The sequence below is a fragment of the Priestia sp. SIMBA_032 genome, from assembly GCF_046535215.1.
GTDB classification, from domain to species: Bacteria; Bacillota; Bacilli; order Bacillales; family Bacillaceae_H; genus Priestia; species Priestia aryabhattai.
The window spans coordinates 1-26,130 of sequence record NZ_JAWRXD010000010.1; the positions used below are offsets into that span (position 1 = coordinate 1).

At 34.3% G+C, this 26,130-nt stretch carries 21 protein-coding genes and 2 pseudogenes; 16 read left to right on the plus strand and 7 right to left on the minus strand.

The features are described 5' to 3' along the window. Positions 1-340: 340 nt before the first annotated feature. The gene (locus tag SB717_RS23050) at positions 341-964 is read right to left on the minus strand and encodes an FMN-binding negative transcriptional regulator (RefSeq protein ID WP_410904810.1); all 624 of its coding nucleotides are present in this window, start codon (positions 962-964) and stop codon (positions 341-343) included. A 140-nt stretch (positions 965-1,104) separates the two neighbouring features. Here SB717_RS23050 and pdxR point away from each other — a divergent pair, with 140 nt between their 5' ends. The 14 genes and pseudogenes from pdxR to SB717_RS23120 form a co-directional block, all read left to right on the plus strand. Then, positions 1,105-2,484: a MocR-like pyridoxine biosynthesis transcription factor PdxR gene (gene pdxR, locus SB717_RS23055; protein WP_410904811.1), complete on the plus strand. Its 1,380-nt coding sequence runs from the start codon at positions 1,105-1,107 to the stop codon at positions 2,482-2,484. 661 nt (positions 2,485-3,145) lie between these two features. Further along, positions 3,146-5,101 carry a BglG family transcription antiterminator gene (locus tag SB717_RS23060; protein ID WP_410904812.1) on the plus strand — a complete coding sequence of 652 codons (1,956 nt, stop codon included), beginning with the start codon at positions 3,146-3,148 and terminating at the stop codon, positions 5,099-5,101. A 154-nt stretch (positions 5,102-5,255) separates the two neighbouring features. Then, positions 5,256-7,190 (plus strand): fructose-specific PTS transporter subunit EIIC, encoded by a 1,935-nt coding sequence (locus SB717_RS23065; protein WP_410904813.1) that lies wholly within the window; start codon positions 5,256-5,258, stop codon positions 7,188-7,190. 18 nt (positions 7,191-7,208) lie between these two features. After that, positions 7,209-8,153, plus strand: coding sequence for a mannose-6-phosphate isomerase, class I (manA, locus tag SB717_RS23070; protein WP_410904814.1), 945 nt, complete (start codon positions 7,209-7,211; stop codon positions 8,151-8,153). 557 nt (positions 8,154-8,710) lie between these two features. After that, positions 8,711-9,049: an HNH endonuclease gene (locus SB717_RS23075; protein ID WP_410904815.1), complete on the plus strand. Its 339-nt coding sequence runs from the start codon at positions 8,711-8,713 to the stop codon at positions 9,047-9,049. 279 nt (positions 9,050-9,328) lie between these two features. Beyond that, positions 9,329-9,640 (plus strand): PTS sugar transporter subunit IIB, encoded by a 312-nt coding sequence (locus SB717_RS23080; protein ID WP_410904816.1) that lies wholly within the window; start codon positions 9,329-9,331, stop codon positions 9,638-9,640. Positions 9,641-9,642: 2 nt separating this feature from the next. Then, positions 9,643-9,975, plus strand: coding sequence for a PTS sugar transporter subunit IIA (locus SB717_RS23085; protein WP_410904817.1), 333 nt, complete (start codon positions 9,643-9,645; stop codon positions 9,973-9,975). A 25-nt stretch (positions 9,976-10,000) separates the two neighbouring features. Then, the gene (gene celB, locus SB717_RS23090; protein WP_410904818.1) at positions 10,001-11,323 is read left to right on the plus strand and encodes a PTS cellobiose transporter subunit IIC; all 1,323 of its coding nucleotides are present in this window, start codon (positions 10,001-10,003) and stop codon (positions 11,321-11,323) included. Positions 11,324-11,343: 20 nt separating this feature from the next. Next, the gene (locus SB717_RS23095; RefSeq protein WP_410904819.1) at positions 11,344-12,759 is read left to right on the plus strand and encodes a glycoside hydrolase family 1 protein; all 1,416 of its coding nucleotides are present in this window, start codon (positions 11,344-11,346) and stop codon (positions 12,757-12,759) included. Positions 12,760-12,864: 105 nt separating this feature from the next. Next, positions 12,865-13,503, plus strand: coding sequence for an SGNH/GDSL hydrolase family protein (locus SB717_RS23100; RefSeq protein WP_410904820.1), 639 nt, complete (start codon positions 12,865-12,867; stop codon positions 13,501-13,503). Between the two features lie 242 nt (positions 13,504-13,745). After that, the gene (locus SB717_RS23105) at positions 13,746-14,459 is read left to right on the plus strand and encodes a GntR family transcriptional regulator (RefSeq protein ID WP_410904821.1); all 714 of its coding nucleotides are present in this window, start codon (positions 13,746-13,748) and stop codon (positions 14,457-14,459) included. A 129-nt stretch (positions 14,460-14,588) separates the two neighbouring features. After that, positions 14,589-15,482, plus strand: coding sequence for an ROK family protein (locus SB717_RS23110; RefSeq protein ID WP_410904822.1), 894 nt, complete (start codon positions 14,589-14,591; stop codon positions 15,480-15,482). Positions 15,483-15,503: 21 nt separating this feature from the next. Then, positions 15,504-16,452, plus strand: a pseudogene (manA, locus tag SB717_RS23115) (mannose-6-phosphate isomerase, class I). Positions 16,453-16,525: 73 nt separating this feature from the next. Beyond that, positions 16,526-17,029: pseudogene (locus tag SB717_RS23120) on the plus strand (sensor histidine kinase); the annotation flags it as partial. 124 nt (positions 17,030-17,153) lie between these two features. On the opposite strand, the gene SB717_RS23125 reads toward SB717_RS23120, so the two are convergent. Next, the gene (locus tag SB717_RS23125; RefSeq protein WP_410904823.1) at positions 17,154-18,053 is read right to left on the minus strand and encodes a LysR family transcriptional regulator; all 900 of its coding nucleotides are present in this window, start codon (positions 18,051-18,053) and stop codon (positions 17,154-17,156) included. A 141-nt stretch (positions 18,054-18,194) separates the two neighbouring features. Here SB717_RS23125 and SB717_RS23130 point away from each other — a divergent pair, with 141 nt between their 5' ends. Continuing rightward, positions 18,195-19,670, plus strand: a complete 1,476-nt coding sequence (locus SB717_RS23130; RefSeq protein ID WP_410904824.1) for a UbiD family decarboxylase — start codon at positions 18,195-18,197, stop codon at positions 19,668-19,670. A gap of 78 nt (positions 19,671-19,748) precedes the next feature. After that, entirely contained in the window at positions 19,749-20,336 is a 588-nt protein-coding gene (locus tag SB717_RS23135; RefSeq protein WP_410904825.1) for a non-oxidative hydroxyarylic acid decarboxylases subunit B, read from the plus strand. A gap of 126 nt (positions 20,337-20,462) precedes the next feature. On the opposite strand, the gene SB717_RS23140 is transcribed toward SB717_RS23135, so the two are convergent. From SB717_RS23140 to speB, 5 genes are all read right to left on the minus strand, one after another. Further along, positions 20,463-20,627, minus strand: coding sequence for an aspartyl-phosphate phosphatase Spo0E family protein (locus tag SB717_RS23140; RefSeq protein WP_410904826.1), 165 nt, complete (start codon positions 20,625-20,627; stop codon positions 20,463-20,465). Positions 20,628-20,984: 357 nt separating this feature from the next. Beyond that, entirely contained in the window at positions 20,985-21,563 is a 579-nt protein-coding gene (locus SB717_RS23145; protein ID WP_410904827.1) for a TetR/AcrR family transcriptional regulator, read from the minus strand. A 132-nt stretch (positions 21,564-21,695) separates the two neighbouring features. Continuing rightward, a complete protein-coding gene (locus SB717_RS23150) occupies positions 21,696-23,342 on the minus strand; it encodes an amidohydrolase (RefSeq protein ID WP_410904828.1) in 1,647 nt (548 codons plus the stop codon). Positions 23,343-23,385: 43 nt separating this feature from the next. Then, entirely contained in the window at positions 23,386-24,753 is a 1,368-nt protein-coding gene (locus tag SB717_RS23155; protein WP_410904829.1) for an APC family permease, read from the minus strand. Positions 24,754-24,806: 53 nt separating this feature from the next. Continuing rightward, positions 24,807-25,745 carry an agmatinase gene (speB, locus tag SB717_RS23160; RefSeq protein WP_410904830.1) on the minus strand — a complete coding sequence of 313 codons (939 nt, stop codon included), beginning with the start codon at positions 25,743-25,745 and terminating at the stop codon, positions 24,807-24,809. Between the last annotated feature and the right edge of the window lie 385 nt (positions 25,746-26,130).

Genomic DNA, 26,130 nt, shown 5'->3' on the forward strand with positions numbered 1-26,130 from the left:
ATAAAAATCGATTTAGGTGACCACTTTCTTATTATAGAAAGGGCTTCTTCTCCTTTTTTAGCACTTCGAGAGGCTACGATACGATGACATGCGTGCCCTCTTTTGCTAATAATTCTGCTGGAGCTAGACCAATCCCGATATCCCACCTGTAATAATACCTACTTTTTCTTCAAACTTATGTTCCTCTTAGAAAGATAGTATGTAAGGCAAGAGCACGGAGAATGCCCCTAGAACAATATAAAAATAACCAGTTATCCGAAGGCATCCAATTTTGTAACTTTGAGCGTACTTTACTAAACAGGGGCCACGATATGAACTAACCCAAAAAATACTAAACCAATCATTTAAATAACTCTTTACGTTGCTCACGCATCCACTGTGCAACCTGAACTTCCTCTTGTTTATATGACTTTTCAAGCTCTGCAACAATCGATTTATAATCGGTCTCATTTCGGTTCTGACTCATTTTAGCTGCACCTTGAATAGATGTGATTTCAATTTCAAAGCCAACTATTCCCTTCATTTCACGCTTAAGCAGCTCTGGGTCAAATGTATCCCAGGTCCGACCATTTTCTCGGTGAGACTCATAGTGTTTAAGCATAGTATCCAAAGACGATTTCAGCTCATCTCCAGAGATTATACGTGCTGTTCCATAAGCATGGACAGCTAGATAGTCCCATGTAGGAACTTCTTCACCCTGATACCAACTAGAAGAAATGTAAGCGTGAGGTCCTTGAAAAATGAGTAACACATCGTTATTATTGTCTAAAGTTTTTTTCTGTATGTTTCCGTATGCAATGTGCCCAGTTGCATAGATTTTCCCTTCATCTTCCCGAATTTCCAAGGGGATATGAGTAGCCAAGGGACGATGTTCATTAACAGTAATCAATAAAGCAAACGAGTTAGACTTCATAATTTGAACTGCCTCATCATGATTCATACGATATTGCTTAGGAATGTACACCATAATCATCCTTTCAACTTATATTTAAGTTTTTTAATATAAACATTAAAAATAAATATTCGATAAAAAAATAATATTATACAAACTGACATGAAAAAAGGTACAATATCAAACAAATATACATGACAGAGGGGATGCAAATGAATAATACTATTTTTACGTTTGAAGATAATTATCCAAAATACAAACAAATCTATGAGAAATTTAGATTATTTATTGAACAAGGAGACATTTTGGCAAATGAGCAATTGCCCTCCGTTCGTCAACTTGCGGATTCCTTACAAGTAAGCCGAAATACAACTTTAATGGCATATGAACAACTGGTTGCTGAAGGGTATATTCGTGGGGAGGGACGAAAAGGGTATTTTGCAAATGAGTTAGAACCCCTAATATTTCCAGAGTTATTAATCTCCCATGATAAAAAGCAAAAAGAGTCAAAGAAACCTCCAGTAGTTAATTTTAGGGCAGATGCCGTTGATCAAACACATTTTCCACTGAAAATTTGGAGGAGAATTTCTAATCAAGTATTAACATTACAGGACAGCTTTAGATACGGAGAACCATTTGGGGAAGAATGCCTGCGCGAACAAATTTCTGCGTACTTGCTCCAATCTAGAGGAGTAAAAGCAGATGCAGATTCTATTATTATCGCTAGTAGTACCCAACAAATGCTAGTATATCTTGGACATATCATGAAAGATGAATTCCAGAGTATTATAGTTGAAGACCCTGGTTATGACGGTGCCAGAGAAGCTTTTCAATTTCATCGTTTTATGTTTGAAACTTTGCCCGTTTATGAAACAGGTGCTGATCTTTCACAACTAGAACAAATGAAATCACGATTAATATATGTAACCCCTTCCCATCAAAGTCCAATTGGAGTAAGCATGTCTATTCAGCAACGACAAATGCTTATTCATTGGGTTAATGAGATGCATGGATATATTATTGAAGACGATTATGATAGTGAATTTCGCTATACACAAAAGCCATTTCCTGCTCTTGCCTCTATTGATTCTGCAAGAGTCATCTATCTAGGAAATTTTTCGAAGGCCTTTCTCCCCGGAATCCGTTTAAGTTATATGGTATTGCCTCAACCCATTTTAAATCATTACAAAAATAAATTTCTTCAATTCGAAAGTACCACTTCAATTCTTAGCCAACTCACAATGGCTAAATTTATAGAAGAGGGAGAATGGAGTCGTCATATCAAACGCATGCGTCTCGTTTATAAACGAAAAATGCAGCACTTAGTATCAGTATTAAAAAAAGAGTTTGATCAAAGTATCTCCATTATTGGTGAACAGTCTGGTTTATACTTATTAGTGAAAGTACATCTCAATCACTCAGAAGAGTGGTTAATCAGACAAGCTTTCCTTTATGGTGTTAAAGTTTATCCGGCCTCACTTTACGTGATTAAAAACAAACCCGATAAACCAATTATTAAGCTTGGCTTTAGCAATCTTTCTCACAATGAAATTACAAGAGGTGTGGAACTCTTAAAAAAGGCTTGGTCATAAAAACCTTCTCATCATTCTATTAGCACCTTAATGCAGACGCATATTTCCCTTTAATAAAGAGTTTATTGTTAACTAAATGACAGATTAATATGCAGGTCCTATTGCAATTCGAAACGATATGTTAAGGAGAAATTTTAAATAACTATTATAAAGTATAAAGAGAAAAAGTAATCGAAGATAAATAGAAACCAAGAACAAAAGAAAAGCTCTCAAAAATGAGAGCTTTTCTTTTGTGTTTATTTATACTGCCCCTTTTCTATACTGATTACGTCTTTCTTTAAGATAATAGTAGAAGTATGTCTAAGATTCAAAAATTAATAGTAAGTGACTTAAAGTTTTTGCACCATAACTTTCATAATTCATTTAATAAATCATAAAGGTTTGCATCAATTCACATAAAAGTATAGACATTTATGTATGTCTATACTAATATAGTGAAGATGTCAATTGGAAGCGCTTTTAATCTCTATTTAAAGGCGCTAAAGTAATATGAAACCGGTTTTACTAGCTTCAATTGGGAAGCACAACGGTTGTAGAACACATTAGAGTCTAGATAGTGATTAAAGTCTCTTCAACAACAGTAAGGAATGAAATTTTTATAAAAAATTAGACTTTTTCTCTATCGGAGCAAATGATTTAATATAAGAAACAGGTGAAACTCATGAATACAAGACAAAAAGAAATTTTGTATCTATTGTTATCTCAACCTGATGAATATTTACTGGTGCAGGAATTTGCGGATAGATTAAATTGTTCTGAAAAAACAATTCGCAATGACTTGAAAATAATTGAAGATTACCTTGATAAGCATTCAAATGCTCATCTAATTCGAAAACCAGGACTAGGAGTTTATTTAGATATAGAAAAACATGAAAAAGTGCGTTTATGTAATAAGTTTTATATAGTGGATAATGATGCAAAGTATCAAATCGTTGAGGAAAGGGTATTGCAAATCGCCTATAACTTACTAATGAATGTAAAGCCAATTACAGCAAAAGAGCTTGCTGCTCAATATTTCTTAAATAGGGCTACAATAAAGAAGGACTTAAATAAAATTGAGGAATGGCTGAAGCATTTTAGCTTAAGACTAGTCTCAAAACAACGAGTAGGTTTGATAATTGAAGGAACTGAAAAAAATAAAAGAAAAGCACTGGCTAGAATGTCAGATTTAATTAAAAACTCAGATTTTGTAGATCATTTTGTCAAAAGACAGTTTTTATCTCATGAAGTAGAATCTGTAGCAAATGAATTGAAAGCGTTACAAAACCGTTATTCGTTATATTTTACAGATGAAACGCTTGAAGGTTTATTATTGCATACATTGTTGATGATTCGACGAACGAAACTAAAACAATCTATTTCAATTTCTAAAAGGGAGATAACTCTTTTACAGGAGAAAAAAGAATATAAGTGGGCTTGTGAATTTCTTAAAGGGTTGGAACAAGTTTTCGCCATCCGTTTTCCGGAAGAGGAAGTAGTTTATTTAACATTGCATATATTAGGTGGGAAGGTTCGTTATCAAAAAAATGGTGCATCATGGAAATTAGATGAAAGTGATGAAGAAAACACTGAATTTTTTAAGGTTCTATGTCATTTAATTCATCGTGTATCTGAACTAACTATGCTAGATTTTGGTAAGGATCAAGTTTTGGAAACGGGATTAAAAGTCCATTTGTATACAGCTTTAAATCGAATAAATTATGATCTTTCTGTATCAAATCCAATGTTGAATGACATTAAGAAGATGTACCCTTACATGTTTGATATAGTGATTGATGTACTTGGAGAAATTAATCAGTCGTTTGCCCTTTCTATTCCAGAGGAAGAAGCTGCATATCTTACCTTGCATTTTCAAGCATCTATCGAACGTTTAAATGGTAATAGGCAAAAGCAAAAGAACGTAATCATAGTATGTCATATGGGAATTGGAATGTCACAATTATTACGGACAAAGATTGAAAAGAAATTTCATCAAATTTATGTGATGGATTGTATTGCGAAAGCTGATTTAGAGGAGTATTTAACGAAGCATCATGATGTGGAACTTGTTATTTCTACAATATCTCTTCCGGAATTAAAGATTCCTTGCCTTGTCGTATCACCACTATTAGAATCTACAGAAGAAAAGAAACTAGGGGAATTTATCAAAGAACTTGATGAACCAGTCCGTCAAGAACAAATAGAGTTTGCTCTGCTAAATTATACAACCCCTTTTCTAGTTTTTTTACAAGAGGATATAGAACACCGTTACAAGTTAATCGAGAAGTTAGCAAACGCCTTGTTTGAAAAAGGTTATGTCGAAAAAGAATATGCTGTGCATGCAATTATGAGAGAAAAAATGTCGGCAACAACCATTGGGGCAGGTATTGCAATTCCTCATGCGAATTCTAAATTCATTAAACAGTCAGCAATTGCTATTGCTACACTAAAAGAGCCCCTTGATTGGGGAACTGAAAAAGTGACCCTTGTATTTATGTTAGCTGTAAAAAATGAGGATCAAAAAATGACAAAGAAACTATTTCAAGAGTTATCTTTTATAAGCGAAAAACCGTTCTTTATTCAAAAACTTACTAAAGAAACAAATGTAATGAAGTTCCTATCTCATTTACATTATTAAAAAAAGCAGGGCATTTATGCCTTGCTTTTTTGTTTGACAAGGTAAAAGTTCGATTTTTCCGGAAGTTACGGTAAAAAACAAAACTTTTGACTTTGTGATATTGCTATATAGTATTTGTAGGCGCTTACGAAAAAGAATTTGAGGGGGACTAGAAATGAAACTGTTAGCGATTACATCATGTCCAAATGGGATCGCCCATACTTATATGGCAGCAGAGAATCTGCAAAAAGCAGCAGATAGATTAGGGATTCAAATGAAAGTTGAAACTCAAGGTGGAATAGGAGTGGAAAATGAGCTTACTGAAAAGGATATTAATGAAGCAGACGGCATTATTATAGCTGCAGATCGAGCTGTAAATAAAGATAGATTTATAGGGAAAAAGTTGCTAGTTGTAGGCGTTCAAGATGGTATCCGTAAGCCACAAGAATTAATTCAAAAAGTAGCGAGTGGTAATGTACCTGTTTACCAGTCACTATCAAAAGAAGAAAAAAGCAATCAACCGCAGAAAAAACAAAATCCAATTTATCGTCATTTAATGAATGGTGTATCTTATATGGTTCCATTCATTGTAGTTGGTGGATTGTTGATTGCTATTGCCTTAACCCTCGGAGGTGAAAAGACACCAAAAGGTTTGGTTATTCCAGATGATTCTTTTTGGAAGATAATTGAACAAATTGGCAGTGCCTCATTTACTTTTATGGTTCCAATTCTAGCCGGGTATATTGCTTATAGTATTGCAGATAAACCAGGACTTGTACCTGGTATGATTGGTGGATATATTGCAGCAACAGGAAGTTTTTATGGAAGTACAAGTGGTGCGGGGTTTTTAGGAGGTATTATTGCTGGTTTCTTAGCAGGATATGTAGCGTTAGGAATTAAGAAATTAAAAGTTCCCAAAGCGCTCCAACCTATTATGCCGATTATTGTTATCCCAGTAGTTTCTTCCCTTATTGTAGGTTTAGCATTTGTATTTATTATTGGTGCACCTGTGGCACAAGTTTTTGTAACATTAACTGCTTGGTTAGCAGGTATGCAAGGATCTAGTTCCATTCTTTTGGCATTGATTTTAGGAGCCATGGTTTCTTTTGATATGGGTGGTCCAGTTAATAAGGTTGCATTCTTGTTTGGTTCAGCAATGATTGGTGAAGGAAATTACGAAATTATGGGTCCAATAGCTGCGGCAATCTGTATTCCACCAATCGGAATGGGACTTGCTACGTTCTTAAGAAAGGGAAAATTTCAAGCTTCAGAGAGAGAAATGGGTAAAGCAGCATTTACAATGGGTCTATTTGGTATTACAGAAGGAGCTATTCCATTTGCAGCACAAGATCCACTTCGCGTAATTCCAAGTATTATGGCCGGTTCTATGACAGGTTCTGTTATTGCGATGATAGGTCATGTAGGAGACAGAGTAGCACATGGTGGTCCGATTGTTGCAGTACTAGGAGCAGTTGATAATGTACTTATGTTCTTTATTGCTGTTATTGCAGGTTCTTTTGTAACTGCTATTTTAGTAAATGTGTTAAAAAAAGATATTGCTAAAGTAGACATGCAAGAAGTAGAAACAATAAAAGAAGTTTCGACAGGAAAAGAAATAACACAAGTTCAAAAACAAGTAGAACAGGTAGAAATAAAAAAACTAAAAGACATAACAAGTTTAGAACTGATTGATACTGATTTAAGGGGAGAAACACGTGACGATATTATTGATGAAATGATTGGAAAACTAAACTTTGCTGGTGCTTTATATTCAGAGTCTGAATTCAAACAAGCTATTATGAATCGAGAACAAGAAAGCACGACAGGCATTGGCATGAATATTGCGATTCCTCACGGAAAATCGGATGCTGTTAAGAAACCAAGTGTAGTATTTGGAATTAAACAATCAGGGGTAGATTGGAAAAGTCTTGATGGAACAGAAGCAAAATTAATATTTATGATTGCCGTACCGAAAAGTAGTGAAGGAAATGAACATTTGAAAATTCTTCAAATGCTCTCTAGAAAACTGATGGATGACAGTTATAGGGAACAATTATTATCTGTCCAAACAAAAGAAGAAGCATACAAACTACTAGATGAAATCGCATAAAACAAAGGGAGATTAATTATGACTGAACTATTATTTTTTGAACCCGTTTTTAAGGAAAGAATTTGGGGGGGAACAAAATTAACTTCTTTTGGTTATGAGATTTCATCGGACCAAACAGGAGAGTGTTGGGCTTTTGCAGCACATAAACATGGACAAAGTGTTGTAAAAAATGGTAAATATAAAGGATTAACTTTAGGTGAATTGTGGAAGAAAAACCGAGTTGTATTTGGGGATTTGGATGGAGATTGTTTTCCTCTTCTAACAAAAATTTTAGATGCTAGTCAAGATCTATCTGTTCAAGTACATCCAAATGATGAATATGCCAATATCCACGAGAATGGAGAATTTGGGAAAACAGAATGTTGGTATGTTATTGATTGTGAAGAAAATGCAGAAATTATTTATGGACACCATGCAAAAACAAAAGAAGAATTCATGTCTATGGTAGAACAGGAAGAATGGGATAAGTTATTACATCGTGTAAAAGTAAAGCCTGGAGATTTCTTCTATGTTCCAAGTGGAACTGTTCATGCAATTGGGAAAGGAATTTTAATATTAGAAACGCAGCAAAACTCTGATACTACTTATCGATTATATGATTATAATAGAAAAGATTCAGAAGGGAATACACGTGAGCTTCACTTGGAAAAGAGTGTTGAAGTTACGGGAATTCCATGTACATCAAATAAACTAACTGTTCAACAAGAAAAAATACACGATTTGAGTGTAACCACTTTTATTGAATGTCCGTACTTTTCAGTACAAAAATGGTTATTAAACGGTACAACTAGTTTAAAACAACAAAAACCTTTTCTTCTTGTTAGCGTAATAGATGGGAAAGGGAGTCTAATTTCCGGAGGGAATACATATTTCTTTAAAAAAGGAGATCACTTTTTAGTACCTAATGATTTTGAAGAATACCAGATTGTAGGAAACGCTGAATGCATTGTTTCAAGCCTGTAGTGCCTTCAATTATGAATGAAAGAGATACTGTTAAAGGCTATGGTTTACAGTCATTATATGGAGGCTGAAATGATTCTTATCTTGAAGAAGGTATGTTTGCAAGGGACGGAAATTACAGAAATTCAAATGATCGTTTTAACGTAGCAATTTCTTTATGAATGCTAGATGACCTTAAAGAAGATAATGGCACACTACTATAATAGTTCCAGTAATATATTTAACGCTACGATGATTATTATATTTAGATTGGTTCTGAATTTCAGTATACACACGACAATGAAGATAAATCCCCTTTCTTCTCTACATGAACCGTGGCTAGCTAATGGCTATTTCTATGTTATTTGTAAATTAAAACAGTGCTGTGAAATGGAACTTATCCTCTAAATTAGAATACGCCCTTGCTAAATAAAGGCAAAGGCGTATTTTTAATAAACTTCCACTATGTACCCCCTTTAGAGAAGTAGTTTTGGTTTACTCCGTTAAAAATAAAAAGCCTCTTTATATTTCTTTTGTAAGAAATAGTAAAATGTAATTAATGTTATAAGGGAGATGATGATTTGAGTAAGAGTAATGAAATGATAAGACTAGCAAGCCAACGAGGCTATACAGTTAATAAAGATGGTGAGGTACTTAACCCAAAGGGGGGAATAGTAGTGGGTTCCATACGTAACACTAAAAAATATTTCTATAAAACATTCGGTATAACATATCTTGGAATGTCGAGGCCAATACTAGTTCATCGTTTTGTAGCTTATAAAAAATTTGGAGAAGTTGCTCTAGAAGGTGAATGTATTAGGCATCTCAATGGTAATTCTTTAGATAATAGACCGGATAATATTGATATTGGAACTTATAGGGAAATATTTGATGCTACAAGGAATAAAGTCTTAGTATAAAAATCGTAATATTAAAAATAGCATGTAAAATTTTTGGCGTATAAATCTAAAAGTATATTATATATATTTTCTTATTTTACTTGCTTTGAATCAGCAAGTTTTTTATTTTAATCATGATATAGGGAGTAAAAATAAAAGCTATTCTAGTTATATTTAAATATTCAACACTAAAGTTAATCATTTTTTATTAAATGTCTAGACATTTAATAAAAAATGATTATAATAACTATTATAAGGTTTATTTGAAAGCGCTTAATAAAAAAGGGGAGTTTGATTAAAATGTACAAAATTTTATTAGCTTGCAGTTCAGGAATGTCTACTAGTTTATTAGTTACAAAGATGCAAGAACATGTGAAATCTTTAGGGGAAGAAGCTGAAATTTGGGCAGTGGGACAAGATAAAGCCAAACAAGAAATGGAAAAGGCCGATGTTGTGCTAATAGGGCCACAAATGAGCTTTTTAAAAGGGGAATTTCAAAAAGAGGCACAAAAGCATGGAATCCAAGTGGATGTAATTGACATGATGGCATATGGAATGGCTGATGGAAAAAAAGCTTATGAACAAGCAGTAAGCTTAATAGGAGGGAAGTGAACATGGAAAAAATACAATTGGAAAATTTAACCGAGGAACAAGTTAGCTTCCAAATAATCTTACATAGTGGAACAGCTAGAAGTAAAATTATTCAATCGTTACGTGAGTATCGAGAAGGGAATTTAGCACAGTCTGCTACTTTATTACAAGAAGGAGAAGCTGATTTACAAGTCGCCCATGATGTTCATTTTCAGATGATTCAAAAAGAGGCAGGTGGAGAAAAAACTCCTTTTTCTTTACTTTTAATGCATGCTGAGGATCATTTAATGTCAACGTTAACAATGAAAGAGCTCGTAAAAGAAATGCTAGAAATTTTTAAAGCTAAAAATCTCTAGTCTAGAGATAACAGGGGGATATTTTATGAATCAGGGTTTCTTTGATAAATTGAGCAAGTACCTTGTCCCAATAGCCGGAAGGTTAAACAATAACCGATATCTATCTGTGTTACGGGATGCATTTATGCTAGCGTTCCCATTGACGATTTTTGGTTCAATTGCGGTTGTACTAATGAACCTTCCATTCCTTGACAAAATTATGAGCGAAAGCAGTTTAAATGCTTTTCGCTCAGCTTTTAATATAGCCCCACAGGCGACAATGGGAATTATGACGATCTTTGTAGTATTTGGGATAGGTTATTATCTTTCTAAAAGTTATGGTGTAGAGGCTGTATTTGGAGGTGCTATTGCACTAACGTCTTTTCTCATCCTCACACCATTTTTACTAGAAGTAGAAGGGAAAGAGGCAATACAAAATGTCATTCCAATTGACAGACTAGGAGCTAAGGGGATGTTCCTTGGTATGCTTGTCTCCTTTACATCAGCTGAAATATATCGATTTATTGTCCAAAAGGATCTTACAATCAAGATGCCCCCAGGGGTGCCTACAGCAGTAGCTAAATCATTTTCTGCTCTTATTCCAGCTGTGATTACGCTAACTATTTTCCTTGGAATTAATATTTTAATTACCCAAGTATTTAAAACAAATATGCATGACGTAATTTATCATCTGGTGCAAGCTCCATTAGTACATCTAGGTAGTGGAATTGTGCCAACATTAATTGCAGTTTTTGCTATTCAGTTGCTGTGGTTCTTTGGTTTACACGGTCAAATCATTATTAACTCTGTAATGGACCCAATTTGGAATACATTAGCTATCGAAAATTTAAATGCATATACAAAAACAGGAGAAGTTCCCCATGTGATTAGTAAACCATTTATGGAGATTTATACGGTTGGTATGGGTGGAACAGGTATGACACTTGCTGTGGTGGTATCTATCTTACTCTTCATGAAGAGTAAGCAAATGAAACAGGTTGCAAAACTAGGGTTAGCTCCAGGTCTCTTTAATGTAAATGAACCAATTATCTTTGGACTACCTATAGTAATGAATCCTTTAATCATTGTACCTTGGATTTTATCACCAATGATTGTTACGTTAGTTTCCTATTTTGCAATGTCTACAGGAATTGTACCACCTCCAACAGGAGTAACTGTTCCTTGGACTGTTCCTATTTTTATTAACGGGATAATGGCTACCAACTCCTTTGCAGGTGGGTTGCTACAGTTAGTTAACTTTTTCATTGTTCTAGCGATATGGTTTCCTTTCTTAAAAGTTATAGATCGGGTGAATCTTCAAAAAGAACGAGTCGAAGATGGAAATGAATCAAATCAAAAAATTTCATAATTATAAAAGGGGTAACAAATATGAAAACAATTGAAGAAGTACGAAAAGATATTAAATATCAATTTCCAAAAAATTTCTGGTGGGGGTCTTCAGCATCTGCTACACAAACAGAAGGTGCTGCTGACATAGATGGAAAAGGAAAAAACATATGGGATTTTTGGTATGAACAAGAACCAAGCCGTTTCTTTAATGGAGTAGGTCCTGCTGATACCTCTCAATTTTACTATCGTTATAAAGAAGACATTAGATTAATGAAGGAAATTGGACATAATTCTTTTCGTTTATCTATTTCTTGGTCCAGGTTGTTTCCAACTGGTAAAGGTAAAGTAAATAGTAAGGCTGTAGAATTCTATAATAATGTCATTAATGAAATGGTGGAAGCAGGTGTTGAACCATTTGTAAACCTGTATCATTTTGATATGCCTATGGCTATGCAAAATATTGGAGGATGGGAAAACCGTGAAGTTGTAGATGCATATGTAGAATACGCTACAACGTGTTTTCAGTTATTTGGAGACCGTGTAAAAAAATGGTTTACTCATAACGAACCGATTGTACCAGTGGAGGGAGGATATCTTTATGACTTCCATTATCCAAATGAGGTTAACTTTAGAAAAGCAGTTCAAGTTGGTTATCATACCATTCTATCCAGCGCAATGGCAATCCAAGCCTACAGAGAATTAAAACAAGATGGAAAAATAGGTATCATTCTTAACTTGACACCTTCTTACCCAAGAAGCCAACATCCCGCCGATGTAAAGGCTTCTGAAATTGCAGATGCCTTCTTTAATCGTTCATTTCTTGATCCGTCTGTAAAAGGAGAATTTCCAGCAGAGCTTGTTGCTATTTTAAAAGAAGAAGGATATATGCCAGTGATGGAAGAAGGAGATCTTGATTTAATTAAGTTCAATACAGTGGATCTTCTTGGAGTTAACTATTATCAACCAAGACGAGTGAAGGCTAAAGAAAATATTCCTAACCCTGATGCACCATTTATGCCTGATCGTTATTTTGATAATTACATTATGCCGGGACGTAAAATGAATCCACACAGAGGATGGGAAATCTATGAAAAAGGTGTATATGACATCTTAATAAACGTAAAAGAAAATTACGGAAATATTGAATGTTTCATTTCTGAAAACGGTATGGGTGTAGAAGGAGAAGAACGCTTCCGTGATGAAGAAGGAATAATTCAAGATGATTACCGCATTGAGTTTATAGAGGAACATTTAAAATGGGTTCATAAAGCTATTCAAGAGGGATGCAACGTAAAAGGATACCACTTATGGACGTTTATGGACAACTGGTCGTGGACAAATGCTTATAAAAATCGTTATGGTTTTGTATCAGTAAACCTTGAGAAAAATGCAGAACGTACAGTTAAAAAGAGTGGAAGATGGTTTAAACTAGTATCCGAAAATAACGGTTTTTAAGTAGAAGATGGTCATACGACCATCTTCTTTCAAAATGTATAAGCTATTGAAGCCATAAATTGACCGTAATTTATTACTACTTTTAGTGAGGGAGTTACCAAAGTAATGAATTCTAATCACTTATTATTATTTATAGGGGATAGTATTACAGAGTCAGGAAGAAATAAAGAAAATGAGCATCTAGGAGATGGGTATGTACGATTGATTCGAGATTATTTTCTGATTAATTCCCCCAACAAATTTCCTACAATTCTAAATAAGGGGGTAGGCGGAGATAAGATAACCGATTTGAACTTACGGTGGGAAGAGGATGTTATTAAACTAAATCCAGATTATATTTCTATTTTAATTGGCATTAATGATGTTTGGAGACAGCTCGATTATCGAGAGAAAGAGCAAGTTTACCCAGATCAATTCAAGGAAATTTATAGGGGTTTACTGGCGAGGGTAAAAGATCGTACAAAAGCTAAGCTTATTTTAATGGAACCAACCATCATTGAAGAAGACAGAAATTCGGAAGGGAATAAAAAATTAATTCCCTATGTAGAAATCGTACAACAATTAGCAAAAGACTTTCAAGCTATACATGTACCTACTCATCAGGCCTTTATTAGATACCTCAGGTCGGATTCAGAGTATCGTCTTACCACCGATGGAGTACATATGAATTCAACTGGAAATCTCCTAATAGCTCATACTTGGATAAAAGCTTTAAATTATGATGAGAAAAACTTAATTAACTAGTGTTCACGGGCCATAATCTCGAGTAGTGGTATGCAAGCAATTATAAATTCCCATTGTTTTGATTATACTTAAATCTAAGGTATAGACATTTAGTATCAAAAGTATAGACGTTTATTTTGTGTATATTATAATAATGAGTATAACTAGGGATCTATATATAATAACATACCTTAGCTATGGGAATTTACAACGTATATAAAATAATACTTGTTTGCTTTAAGCAATTACTGGAGGAGAACCTATTGAGTAAATACGAACATATTTCAAATGAAATGAGAAGGAGAATAGTAGAAGGTGTGTATCCTATTGATCAGCCTATCCCTGATGAACTATCTCTTACCAAAGAATTTACGTGTAGCCGAATGACAGTAAAAAGAGCCTTAGACATCCTTGTGATGGAAGGGTTGTTATATCGTAAGCGAGGACATGGAACCTTTATTATTAAATCAGCTATCCAAGATAATAAAGTAAACGCCACCGATAGAGAAAATTTAGGATTAACGGGCCTTCTTAAAAATAAAAAGATCGAGACAAAATTAATTAAGTTTGATGTACTGTTTCCACCGCCTCAGGTAGCTGCCCATCTGTCGGTGGATGATGATACACCAGTGTACCACGTTATTCGGCTAAGAAACGTGGAAGAAGAACCTTTTGTTATAGAAGAAACATACATGCCTACCAATCTTATTGTTGGTATAGATAAAAGTGTTCTTCATTCCTCTATTTATAGTCATATTACAGACAAACTGGGACTTAAAATTGGAGGGGCTCATCGAAAGGTGAGAGCAGATAAGTCAACGGATTTGGATCGAGAATATTTGGGCTGTAAGAGTGATGATCCAGTTTTAGAAGTCGAGCAAGTAGCTTATTTGAATACGGGTGTACCATTTGAGTATTCATTTTCAAGACATCGCTATGACAAGTTTGTGTTTACTAGTGTGAATATTAGAAAATAAGCACTCACAAACTCGATTTTAAAGAAAAGATAATCTATTAATCTACGCGTAAGGAAATAATATTAATTATTATTGGTATATCAAAAGTTAACTATTTTATTGGAAATTACGGGACAAAGGGGAATTGCTATGCTATACGGGGGAATAGAAGCAGGGGGTACAAAATTTGTATGTGCCGTGGGTAATGAAAGTGGAAAAATTCTTGAAAGAGTTCAATTTCCTACAACTACACCTGAGGAGACAATAGAGCAAGTTATTGAATTTTTTAGTGAGTTTAATTTAAGGGCCATAGGTGTAGGATCGTTTGGTCCTTGTGATGTGAATGTTGAAAGCGTTACCTATGGATATATCACTTCAACACCCAAGCTCAGTTGGAGAGGTTATCCTATCTTAAAGAAACTTAAAGAATCATTTAATATACCAATAGGGTTTAATACAGATGTGAACGCTGCTGCTTTAGGAGAAGTAACATTTGGAGCTGCAAAAGATCTTGATAATTGTTTATATATTACGGTAGGAACAGGAATAGGCGCAGGAGCTGTGTTAGGAGGAAAACTTCTTCAAGGGCTTTCACACCCTGAGATGGGACATGTTACTGTTCGACGGCATTCAAATGATACTTATTCAGGGAAATGTCCTTATCATGGAGATTGTCTAGAGGGACTTGCTGCAGGGCCAGCTATTGAAGAAAGATGGGGGAAACCAGGGAGCAAATTAGCAAATCATTCAGAAGTATGGGAGATGGAATCTTATTATCTTGCGCAAGCTTTGGTTCACTACATTCTTATTTTGTCACCTAAGAAAATTATTTTGGGAGGCGGAGTGATGAAGCAAAAACAGTTATTTCCTCTTATTTATAGAGATGTAAAGAGACTGCTAAATAAATATATTGAGTTTCCGCAATTATCTAATGAAATAGAAAAATACATTGTTTCTCCAGGGTTAGGGGACCTTGCAGGAATTACAGGGGCATTGCTCCTAGGGAGAAAAGCTTACGAGACACAACCGGAAAAACAAACATAAACGAACGTAGGGGGTATTATAATGGTGCAGCCATTATTTTTAAAACCATTTTTTCAGGAGAGAATTTGGGGAGGAAAGGGATTGAAAGAGAAGTTTGCATATAAAATCCCTCATAATAAAATAGGTGAGTGCTGGGCTATTTCAGCCCATCTAAATGGACCTTCTACTGTTGAAAATGGTCCGTTCTCTGGAAAGACCTTAAACGAAGTTTGGAGAAATCACCCAGAAATTTTTGGTTACTATGGGGGGGATACCTTTCCACTCCTAACAAAAATTTTAGATGCTAATCAAGATTTGTCTGTACAGGTGCACCCCGATGACATCTATGCGAATTTATATGAAAATGGAGAGCTAGGTAAAACAGAGTGTTGGTATGTCATCGATTGTAAAGAAGAAGCAGAGATGATATACGGTCACAATGCTAAAACAAAAGAAGAGCTCATTAAAATGATTAAAAACAAGGATTGGGATAAGTTACTTTGTCGAGTAAGAGTAAAACCGGGTGATTTTTTCTATGTACCTAGTGGCACCATTCATGCTTTATGCGAAGGAACAATTGTACTTGAAACACAACAGAGTTCGGATACTACATATCGCGTTTATGATTATGATCGAAGAGATGAGAATGGAAAAAAGCGTGAACTACATCTTAAAAAGGCAATAGATGTTACGAAAGTTCCTCATATAGATGTCGATAATAAATTTATTGTCACAAAATATAAAGATTTAATAGTTACTACTTTTGTAGAAAATGAATTTTTTGCTGTACATAAATGGAAAATAGATGGAGTAGCATCTTTAACAATGGATAAACCTTTTATGTTATGTAGTGTAATAAAGGGAAAATGGAACTCTTAGAGGAGAAGAAGGAAAATATTCCTTTAATAAAGGCAGCCATTTTATCCTCCCTGCTAAAACAAGAAATTTTGAGATAAGTGGAAATTGTGAAGTGATAGTTTCGCACTTATAAACTAATAAAGTTATCCATATTTAACTTGCTATACACCTTTTTATAAAAACAAACATTAAAATGATAAATGTTAAATATTATGGAAGATTTAAATTTAACAACCAGATTAAAGAATAAAGAACTATCGTTAAATAAAAAAGAAGTAAATATTGTTACTTTTTTGCGCAAGATAGTGATTGATCTATTGAATGATCCGAAATATGCTGACCGCGATATCCAGTTCCATGTAAATCAAGAGATCATAATGGTAGAAATAGATGAAATTCTTTTTCGCAGAGCAATCAACAATTTAATTTATAATGCCATCGTCCATAATGATCATGATGTGAAAATCATCGTGAGCGTTGAAAAGGACAAATATACAAATATTATGATAAAAGATAACGGAAAGGGAATAAAGAAGGAAGAACTTGACCGGATTTTTGATCGTTACTATCGCGGAACCAACACTGGAGCAGCACATAGAGGATCTGGACTAGGCATGGCCATAGCCAATGACATTATTAAAATCCACGATGGAATAATCATCATTCATAGTGAGGTTGGCTATGGAACAACGATTGACATTCAAATTTGAACGAGGGTGCTTCTTAATACTTAACTAACCCATATGGGAAAAGCCATTCACAAAAGATGAATGGCTTTTTGTATCGGTTATAAAACTAATAAAGAAATAATAGTTATTATTCGGGAAACATCCTTTATTTTATATGATTGATTAGAATGTCTTTAAAATTTTGTGCGGCTTTGGATAAATATCGATGTTCTATCCATATAAGGGCAGTTTCAGAGTTTATGTTTGGGATTATTTCAGCAGAAGATAAGCTTTCAGACATTTTTATCTGCAGAGCTATTTTAGGAACAATTGCGATTCCTAATCCTGAATCTGCTAAAGTCATCAAGGTAGTTACATCAGGGCTTTCACAAACAATTTTTGGGTTAAATCCAAAGCTGTTACATGTCTCAACAAATTTGTGAAAAACATTATAATTACCTTGACCGCGTAGGATTAAAAGAGGCTGATTCTCTAATTCTTTTATAGATATCGTTTTTTTCTTAAAAAAAGCGCCATTAGAGGGTTGAAGAGCTACAAGAGGTTCTGATTGTATATGATGGATTGAAAGGTTCCTCATATCAGCCAATTCTTTAGATTGTAATGGCAATCGAACAATACCTAGTTCAATGTCTTTATTTTGTAGAAGTTCTTCAATTCTCTGTGAATCGTCCTCCCAAAGTTGAAATGAGATAAGAGGATACTCATCCTTAAATATCTTTAAAACTGGGGGAAGGTAAGGTACGCATGACATTACTGTCCCTATAGAAAGCTTCCCTCTTTTTCCATCTCGCTGCTCCTTTACTTCTGTAACCATTCCATCAATTGAATTTAAAACTTCTTTCGCTCTTTTATAAAATGTTTGTCCAGCAGGGGTTAATTCAAATTGTTTGTTATTACGATTAATGAGTATTACTCCCAGCTCATCTTCTAATCCTTTTAATTGCATACTTAATGGGGGCTGCCCCATGTGTAAACGGTTAGCTGCGCGCGTAATTTGTCCTTCATCTACAATTGTTACAAAATAAATTAATTTCTTTAAATCCATAATTTCAGCGTCCTTTACTGCCATATATTTTTTATATGCACACCTACCATTATATATATTTTACATATATTTATACACAGGATTAGAATGAATAGGTAAGGTAAAGAGTTAGCAAATAATCATTATTTTTCAAGGAGGACAATGGGTTTGAAACCATTAAAAAGTTTTCGCGAATATGTAGAAGTTTTGAAAGAATATAACGAAATAGTTCCTATTAATCAGGAGATAGATTGGAACTTAGAAATGAGCGCTATAATTCGACGAGCTTATGAACTACCTTCTCCGGCACCACTTTTCAAAAACATTAAAGACAGTACACCAGGATTTGAAGTATTAGGTGCGCCAGTAGGAATGAGCCCAAATAAGGAACATCCATTTATACGAGTAGCTCTTTCGCTCGGGTTACCAACAAATACCCCAGCTCCCGAGCTAGTCGAAGTATGGTCTCATCTTCCCGACGTTAATCCCATTTCCCCTCGCTTAGTTACAGATGGTGAGTGCAAGGAAAACAAATTGTTTAATGATGAGATTGACCTTACCAAATTACCTGTACCATATCTTCACGTTGGAGATGGAGAACGTTACATTAATACTTACGGTATTCTTATCGTCCGTACACCTGATGGATGTTGGGTGAACTGGTCAATTTCACGTGTTATGCTCGATGGACCTCGTACAATGGCTGGTGTTGTTATCGCATCTCAGCACCTAGGTAAAATATACAATGAGTGGAAGAAAGTAGGGAAGGAGATGCCGTTTGCCTTATGTCTAGGTGTAGATCCTGGTATTGCTATGATAGCAGGGTATCCTCTTCCTGATAATGTGAATGAAGGTGAAATAATTGGAGGTTGGTATGGTGAACCAATCGATGTTGTTAAATGTGAGACCAGTGATTTAGAGGTACCTGCTTCAAGTGAGATTGTGATTGAAGGAACCGCCTCCCTAGAAGAGATGATTCCAGAAGGTCCAATGGGTGAATATGCTGGCTATACATGGGTTGGTCATGAAAAACCAGTACCACGCTTTCACGTGACGGCCATGACACATCGAAATAATCCAATCATGCCAGTATGTGTAGCCGGCATTCCACCGGAAGAAAATCACACCAATTGGGGCGTTGCTATTGCAGCAAGCATTCAAAATGCGCTGCGAAAAAAAGGATTACCTATTAAGGAATGCTTTATTCCATTAGAGTCAGCTGTACATTGGCTTGTTGTCACGGTAGATAGCCGTCAACAAAGAGATGATAATGAAAAGCTGGCTCATGAAATTGGCGAAACTGTTTTTACTACTAGAGGTGGTTCTTACGTCCCTAAAGTAATTGTTGTAGATGACGATATTGATCCAAGTAACATTAATCAAGTCGTGTGGGCTATGGCCACACGTCATCATCCAGATAAAAGAAATGCTATGGCTGACCAAAATGTCTTACCTCTTGTTGCATACCTAGATGAAAAAGAAAAAAGAGGTGGGCTTACTACAAAGATCGTTTATAACTGTTTATTGCCTTTAAACAAGTGGTCTGAAGATAAGAGACCCCTTGAAGCATCATTTAGGAGTTATCCTGAAGAATTACGTAATCATATTATTAAAAACTGGAAAGAATACGGGTTTTGATTCCGTTTTATAGTAAAAAATTATCACTTCATAGGATTTCGAAAGTCTTTATAATAAGTGTTAGAAGGGATAAATAAGATGAAAATAATTGTAGCAATAACTGGAGCAACTGGAGCTATGTTTGGTGTTCGTCTTTTACAGTTTCTTAAAGATACAGACATTGAAACACATCTGGTTTTATCTTCATGGGCGGCTGCAACCATTCAAGAGGAAACACCATATACAGCGAAAGAAGTTTCACAGCTAGCAAATTACTCGTATTCAAATAAAGATTTAGGAGCCAAGATTTCCAGTGGTTCTTTTCAAGTTGACGGTATGATTGTTGCCCCTTGCACAATGAAGACATTAGCTTCAATTCGTGTAGGTCTTGGTGATAATCTAATTACTCGTGCCGCAGATGTAATTTTAAAAGAACGTAAAAAGCTAGTATTAATGACACGGGAAACACCACTCAATGATATTCATCTTGAGAATATGTTGGCTTTATCTCGCATGGGAGCCGTTATACTCCCTCCAATGCCTGCATTTTATAACCATCCCCAATCTCTAGATGATATAGTCAATCATATTGTGTTTCGAACACTAGATCAGTTCAACGTACATCTGCCAGAGGCAGAAGAAAAACGCTGGAATGGAATGTTAAAAAATAAGGAAAGCGCACAGTAAAGCTGGTATGTTAACTAAACATAGAAGAAACTCGTCGAAAAGGGGAGGTTGCTTAATAGGAGCAAATCTCCCCTTTTTATTTGTCTTACTGTATAGGGTCAGTCTCGTAAAGTAAGGGGGTGTATTTTAATAAGTCTCTTCTAATTTATTTAACATTATATCCAATACTTGACTTACTTTTACTGTGCTTTCACTTACAAGTCCTTCTCTTAAAACTGTATATATCATAATTTCTCTAATGCGTTCTATTTCTTCTAATAGGAGCTCCTGTGTCACATCTTTAGTTGTCATTCAGATAACCACCCAATTAATTTCCATATTGATTATTAATGAATTTTACATTAACTTTTTATACAGCATTCTTTCAACACAACAGTTTTTCTGGTTATTGAAACCTGAGTATTTTTTAATTTGTCCTTTTGGGAATGCGAAAACTATGAATTTTATAACAGTAAAGTAATATGTAATAATAATTAACTAGTTACCTATGTTTACAATTAGATTTATAATAATCCGACATAACCAAAATGTTTTTCATTTCTAATTAGTAAATCAAATTAAAATACAAAATTCGCTTACAAAGAGCAAGTGAAAATAAATCTTTACAATATAAAATGTTTATTAAGTTATAAGAAAGGTTTGTGATACTTATCTATTTAGACCAAACCAAAAATTTTCCCATATATTCTGAATTCTAGGTTCCATTTTCTCTTTTCCATAATAAGAAAATTCCATAAATACCCCGTCAATTAAACAGAAATAAGACATAATTAAGTTCTCGATTTTTCCTTCGCGTATTTCTTTTTTTTCAATTCCTTCTATGAAGATAGTACGTAAAATAGAGGAAAAAGATTTTTCAGATCTAAGGAATTTTTCATTCAGTATATGCTTCAAATGCTCTGGAGGGAAGATCATTGCTCTCTTTAAAAAAGTTGCTTTCTCTTCATGGTTTTTATAATAGTTACAAGTATCAAGAAGGATATACTTTAATTTTTCCTCAGAAGAAAGTGTATTTATTTCTTCTACCAGTTTTTTAATCTGATATATATGTTCTTCTAAAATCTCTTCAAACAGACACAAGAAAATATCATCCTTATTCTTGAAATGGTTGTATATTGATGGTTTTTGTATACCTACCCTTTTGGCAATTTCAGATAGAGTAGTTCCCTCGTACCCATAATTAGTGAAAAGAGTTAAGGAAATGATTTTAATTTCATCTTTTGTCATGATGAACCTCCAAACTATCTAACGTTAGTTAATGTAATTATAAACTCATTTCCCTTTTTGAGCTAAATATTTAGATATTTTTTATAAAAATATAGTTCTATTTTTCCGGTATATAGGCGAAATGGAACTATGTTATGAAGAGACCTTTGGTAAAGAAGTTTCTTTGTTTTTATACACAATTTCCCCATCGTTTATTGTAAGTTCTACTTTGGTTTTGAGGATTTCATTTACAGGAATATCAAAAAGATTTCTGTCTAAAACCACAATATCAGCAAGTTTTCCTTCTTCTATTGTGCCTAGCTCATGCTCCCTAAAACTGCCATAAGCTGAGCCGAATGTATATGCTTGTAAAGCCTCGGCTAGAGTGAGTTTTTGTTCAGGATGCCATGTGTTTTTTGGGTTTTCACTACTATCAACTCTTGTAATCGCTGTATATATTTGTCGCATTGGATTCAATGAGATAGAAATCGGAAAATCTGTTCCTAAAGCTAAATGTGCACCTGAATTTAAAAGCGTCTTGGTTAAAAACACATTTTTTTCCCTTTCAGGACCTATAATTGAGGAATATACTTCTCTTGACGAAGCAGCCATATGATCAGGTTGCATAGAGGCAATCACACCTAGTTTCGCAAAACGTTTAATATCATCCGAATCAATTACTTCAATATGTTCTATAGTATGCCTTGAATCCCTTTTTCCATTTTTACGTATAGCTTCTTCAAAGGCGTCTAAAGCTAATCGAATTGCTCCATCTCCTATAGCATGAAATCGGATTCTAAATCCAAGTTTATCTGCTTTTACAACTCGATCAATTAAGACATCAGGATCTAAAGCTGGATGACCGCAGATATCTAATTGGTCGGAGTATGGTTTCAGGAAGTAGGCTGTATGACCTGTGACTGTTCCATCAACAAATTGTTTTAATCCTGAAAATTGAAGCTTTTCTGATTGGTATTTGTTCCTTAATGTTTGGGCTTTCTCTAAATTGCCATCCAATTCAGGAGCAACATGGAATCTAGTTGTTAATTCTCCTTGCTTGTCAAATTTCTGATAAAGGTCATAATCCTGAATAAAATCATCTAATGGAGCATACAAATCGTTTACAGAAGTTATACCATATTGGGATAATAACCCTAAGAAATTTTTTAAAATCGATTCCTTTTTGAACGGTGTTAATCTTAAAGCCTCTTTTAAAACTATTTGTTGAGCTTGTTCATATAAGATGCCAGTAAGTAAACCATCTTTATCTCTTTCATAACGTCCAAAATCCGGATCACATATATCTTCGGTAATTCCTGCTAACTCCATAGCCCTGCTGTTTACCCATATATAATGGCCTTCAGCATGAAAAAGAACAACAGGTTGATCTGGAATAACAGAATCAAGTATCTTATAATGAGGTTCTTGTTCATCATGCCAATACCCTGCATCCCATTGCATACCTATAATCCATTCATCCCCAGAGCATTGTTTTGAATATTCAAAGACTTTATCAGCTACTTCTTTAGCTGATTTGGCCTCAAATAAATTAACACTGTCTATACTTAATGCGCTAAACATAATGTGGAGATGAAAATCATGAAATCCAGGCATAATTAATTGATTTCCATAGTTATATACCTTTGTCTGACTTCCTATTAAAGGCTCAATTTCTGCTCTTGATCCTACACTCATAATTTTATTACCTAGGATAGCAATTGCACCAGACGTTGGTTCATGTGTAAGCCCTGTAAAAATAGCATCACTTGAAATAACAATATCTGCTTTTTTAATCCCCATAGAAGTTACCTCTTTTCTTTAAAATTCGTAAAACTGCGACTTATTATTGCACTAACTTTACATCAAACTCCTCTTTCGGCTCCTCGAAATTTAGCTCAGGAGGGCGTTTTTTAAACATTTTTGTTAAGTACAATAAGTAAATGAATCCTACTACGAGCCAAGTAATTCCCAATACTAAAGAATGAATATTTAACCTTGTAATAAATAATATAGTTATTCCAGTTCCTGTCAAAGGAATAAGCAAATTCAAAACGATACTTCTAAACGATACCTGCTTGTTTTTTACAAAATAATGAACAATCACAGAAAAGTTAACAAATGTAAAAGCAAATAGGGCCCCAAAATTAATAAAAGAAGTGGCTGTTGCTATATCCAGAAACACAGCACTCATAGCAATACAAGAAATTATTAAGATATTATATATAGGTGTTTGGAATCTAGGAGAAATATATCCAAAAATCTTCTTAGGCAGAACACTATCTCTGCCCATTGCATATAATATCCTTGCACCACTACCTCCTGAAGCTATAGCAGAGGCAGTAGAAGCTATCACTACCACAGAAATAAACAAACTATTAAGAAAATTACCTCCGGTATATATCATAATTTCTACTATAGCTGTATCGGGATTCTTAAAAGTATTAGAATTTTGAAATATAGATTGGGCAAAATAGGTAGATATTATAAATAATAACCCTCCAATTAATGTCGTAGCATAAATGGCTCTAGGGAGTGTTTGTTTTGGCTTCTTAGTTTCTTCAGCTAACGTAGTAACAGCATCAAACCCTAGAAAACTAAAACATAACAAGGGTACAATTGATATTAGATTATTAAAATTCACATCTGGACTAAAAAAAGGGTCCTTAGTAAACAATTCTCCAGTGCCTTTTCCTGATATAAGTCCGTTTATACAAAAAAGGCAGAAAACAATAATAAAAAGAACTTGAAATAATACTAAAAAGGTATTCACATTCGCAGCAACCTTAATCCCTAAAATATTAATAGCAGTCACGACTATAATAAAAGAAATAATACATACAACGATAGGAATACCTGGGAAGTAAGCATTCACCATAACTCCAAAAAGTAAAGCACTAATCATAGGACTAAACAGATAGTCTAATAAAATTACCCATCCTACCAGAAAACCAAGATGTGAGTTAATTCCTTTCTGAACAAAGGTATAGGCTGAACCACTACTGGGATACACTTGGACCATTTTAGCGTAACTATATGAAGTAAATAACATAACAATTAAAGCAATAATGTATGCTGTTGGAATCATCCCATGGGTCTGATTAATAGCAATACCATATGTGCTAAAGACTGTCACAGGTGCCATAAAAGAAAGTCCAAATAAAATAACATACCTTATATTTAGTGAACGCTTAAGCTCTGGTAATCCTTTCATTGTAATGAGCTACCTCCTTTATACGTAATGACCTTTCAAAAGTTAGCCTAATATTAATTAGCTTCTTTCGTACTTAATGCTGCAAGGCTAGCAAATTCATGTACAAGCGTTGCTGCTAAAAGGGAAGTAATTTGACTAGGATCATAGGAAGGTAATACTTCAACTACGTCATACCCTATAAAGTTAAAGTCAGTTAGAGAACGAATCATTTTTAGTGTTTCAAAACTGCTAAAACCACCTGCTTCAGGTGTACCCGTTCCTGGAGCACAAGAAGGATCAACGAAATCTATATCAAATGTTAAGAAACAAGGGGTGTTACCTATAGTTTTTCTAATCTCTTTCAGAATAGCCTCAAATCCACGATTATGAAGTTCACTAGTTGTAATCACACTATAACCTAAATCATGACTTGCCTGTATGTCTCCAGGGTGGTTTAGAGTACCTCGGATTCCAATTTGAAATACTTTATCAGGCTGCAGTAAACCTTCTTCCTGTGCCCGAATAAAAGGAGATCCATGCCAATATTTTTCTTCATAATATGTATCCCAAGTATCTGTATGAGAATCAAAATGAATCATAGCTACAGGACCATGGACTTTTGCTGCAGCGCGTAAACTAGCTAAAGTAACGGAATGATCCCCCCCTAATCCAATAGGTATGACTCCTTCAGACATCAATTCATATATGGATTCTTTCATTAAATCATAACTTCGATGAATATTATGAGGAATAACAGAAATGTCCCCAATATCAATTGCATTCATTTGTTCAAAAGGGTATACCCTATGAATAGGATGATAAGGAAACAGAGTCATGGATGCTTGACGAATAGCTTGAGGAGCAAATCTAGCCCCTACTCGAAAAGAAGCAGCTGTATCAAAAGGCATACCTACAATTGCTAGCTTTGCATTATGTTTTTGAGAAGGTAAACGCATAAAAGTTCCTGTCGCACAAAATTCAGGCTTTACATCCGGTGAAAGTGGATATTTCATAAATATCATCTCCTAGTTTTAAATTAAAATATTTTAATACAAATTCTACAAACACTTCATGTAAGCACTTACAAATTAACTTAATTAAGTTTATTTTTGCATCTAACACCCACTTCTCACATTGTATTAACTAACGTTAGTTAGTATTAAACCAAATATAAACATAGTTATCGAAAAAGTCAAATTACTTTTTATTGTCTACCAAAATAATCATTCGGTTAGAAATAGTATTATTTTTTATATGAAAACCTAATAGATGATTAGTAATCATTGATTTTTTTAAAATAATTTAAATATAACCTAAAGATATGTTTTGTAATGAGATATAAAAAAGGTAAAGGGTAGCCATGATATAAAAATAGATTTTAATACAAAAATATAGTTG

What these genes read in the sequence shown, in the direction of transcription:
- SB717_RS23085 (WP_410904817.1), top strand. Translation starts at nt 9,643, where the DNA reads ATGGAAAAAATACAATTGGAAAATTTAACCGAGGAACAAGTTAGCTTC.
- SB717_RS23080 (WP_410904816.1), top strand. Translation starts at nt 9,329, where the DNA reads ATGTACAAAATTTTATTAGCTTGCAGTTCAGGAATGTCTACTAGTTTA.
- SB717_RS23065 (WP_410904813.1), top strand. Translation starts at nt 5,256, where the DNA reads ATGAAACTGTTAGCGATTACATCATGTCCAAATGGGATCGCCCATACT.
- SB717_RS23095 (WP_410904819.1), top strand. Translation starts at nt 11,344, where the DNA reads ATGAAAACAATTGAAGAAGTACGAAAAGATATTAAATATCAATTTCCA.
- SB717_RS23150 (WP_410904828.1), bottom strand. Translation starts at nt 23,342, where the DNA reads ATGGGGATTAAAAAAGCAGATATTGTTATTTCAAGTGATGCTATTTTT.
- SB717_RS23130 (WP_410904824.1), top strand. Translation starts at nt 18,195, where the DNA reads ATGGGTTTGAAACCATTAAAAAGTTTTCGCGAATATGTAGAAGTTTTG.
- SB717_RS23125 (WP_410904823.1), bottom strand. Translation starts at nt 18,053, where the DNA reads ATGGATTTAAAGAAATTAATTTATTTTGTAACAATTGTAGATGAAGGA.
- SB717_RS23145 (WP_410904827.1), bottom strand. Translation starts at nt 21,563, where the DNA reads ATGACAAAAGATGAAATTAAAATCATTTCCTTAACTCTTTTCACTAAT.
- SB717_RS23140 (WP_410904826.1), bottom strand. Translation starts at nt 20,627, where the DNA reads ATGACAACTAAAGATGTGACACAGGAGCTCCTATTAGAAGAAATAGAA.
- SB717_RS23135 (WP_410904825.1), top strand. Translation starts at nt 19,749, where the DNA reads ATGAAAATAATTGTAGCAATAACTGGAGCAACTGGAGCTATGTTTGGT.
- manA (WP_410904814.1), top strand. Translation starts at nt 7,209, where the DNA reads ATGACTGAACTATTATTTTTTGAACCCGTTTTTAAGGAAAGAATTTGG.
- celB (WP_410904818.1), top strand. Translation starts at nt 10,001, where the DNA reads ATGAATCAGGGTTTCTTTGATAAATTGAGCAAGTACCTTGTCCCAATA.
- SB717_RS23060 (WP_410904812.1), top strand. Translation starts at nt 3,146, where the DNA reads ATGAATACAAGACAAAAAGAAATTTTGTATCTATTGTTATCTCAACCT.
- SB717_RS23155 (WP_410904829.1), bottom strand. Translation starts at nt 24,753, where the DNA reads ATGAAAGGATTACCAGAGCTTAAGCGTTCACTAAATATAAGGTATGTT.
- speB (WP_410904830.1), bottom strand. Translation starts at nt 25,745, where the DNA reads ATGAAATATCCACTTTCACCGGATGTAAAGCCTGAATTTTGTGCGACA.
- pdxR (WP_410904811.1), top strand. Translation starts at nt 1,105, where the DNA reads ATGAATAATACTATTTTTACGTTTGAAGATAATTATCCAAAATACAAA.
- SB717_RS23100 (WP_410904820.1), top strand. Translation starts at nt 12,865, where the DNA reads ATGAATTCTAATCACTTATTATTATTTATAGGGGATAGTATTACAGAG.
- SB717_RS23110 (WP_410904822.1), top strand. Translation starts at nt 14,589, where the DNA reads ATGCTATACGGGGGAATAGAAGCAGGGGGTACAAAATTTGTATGTGCC.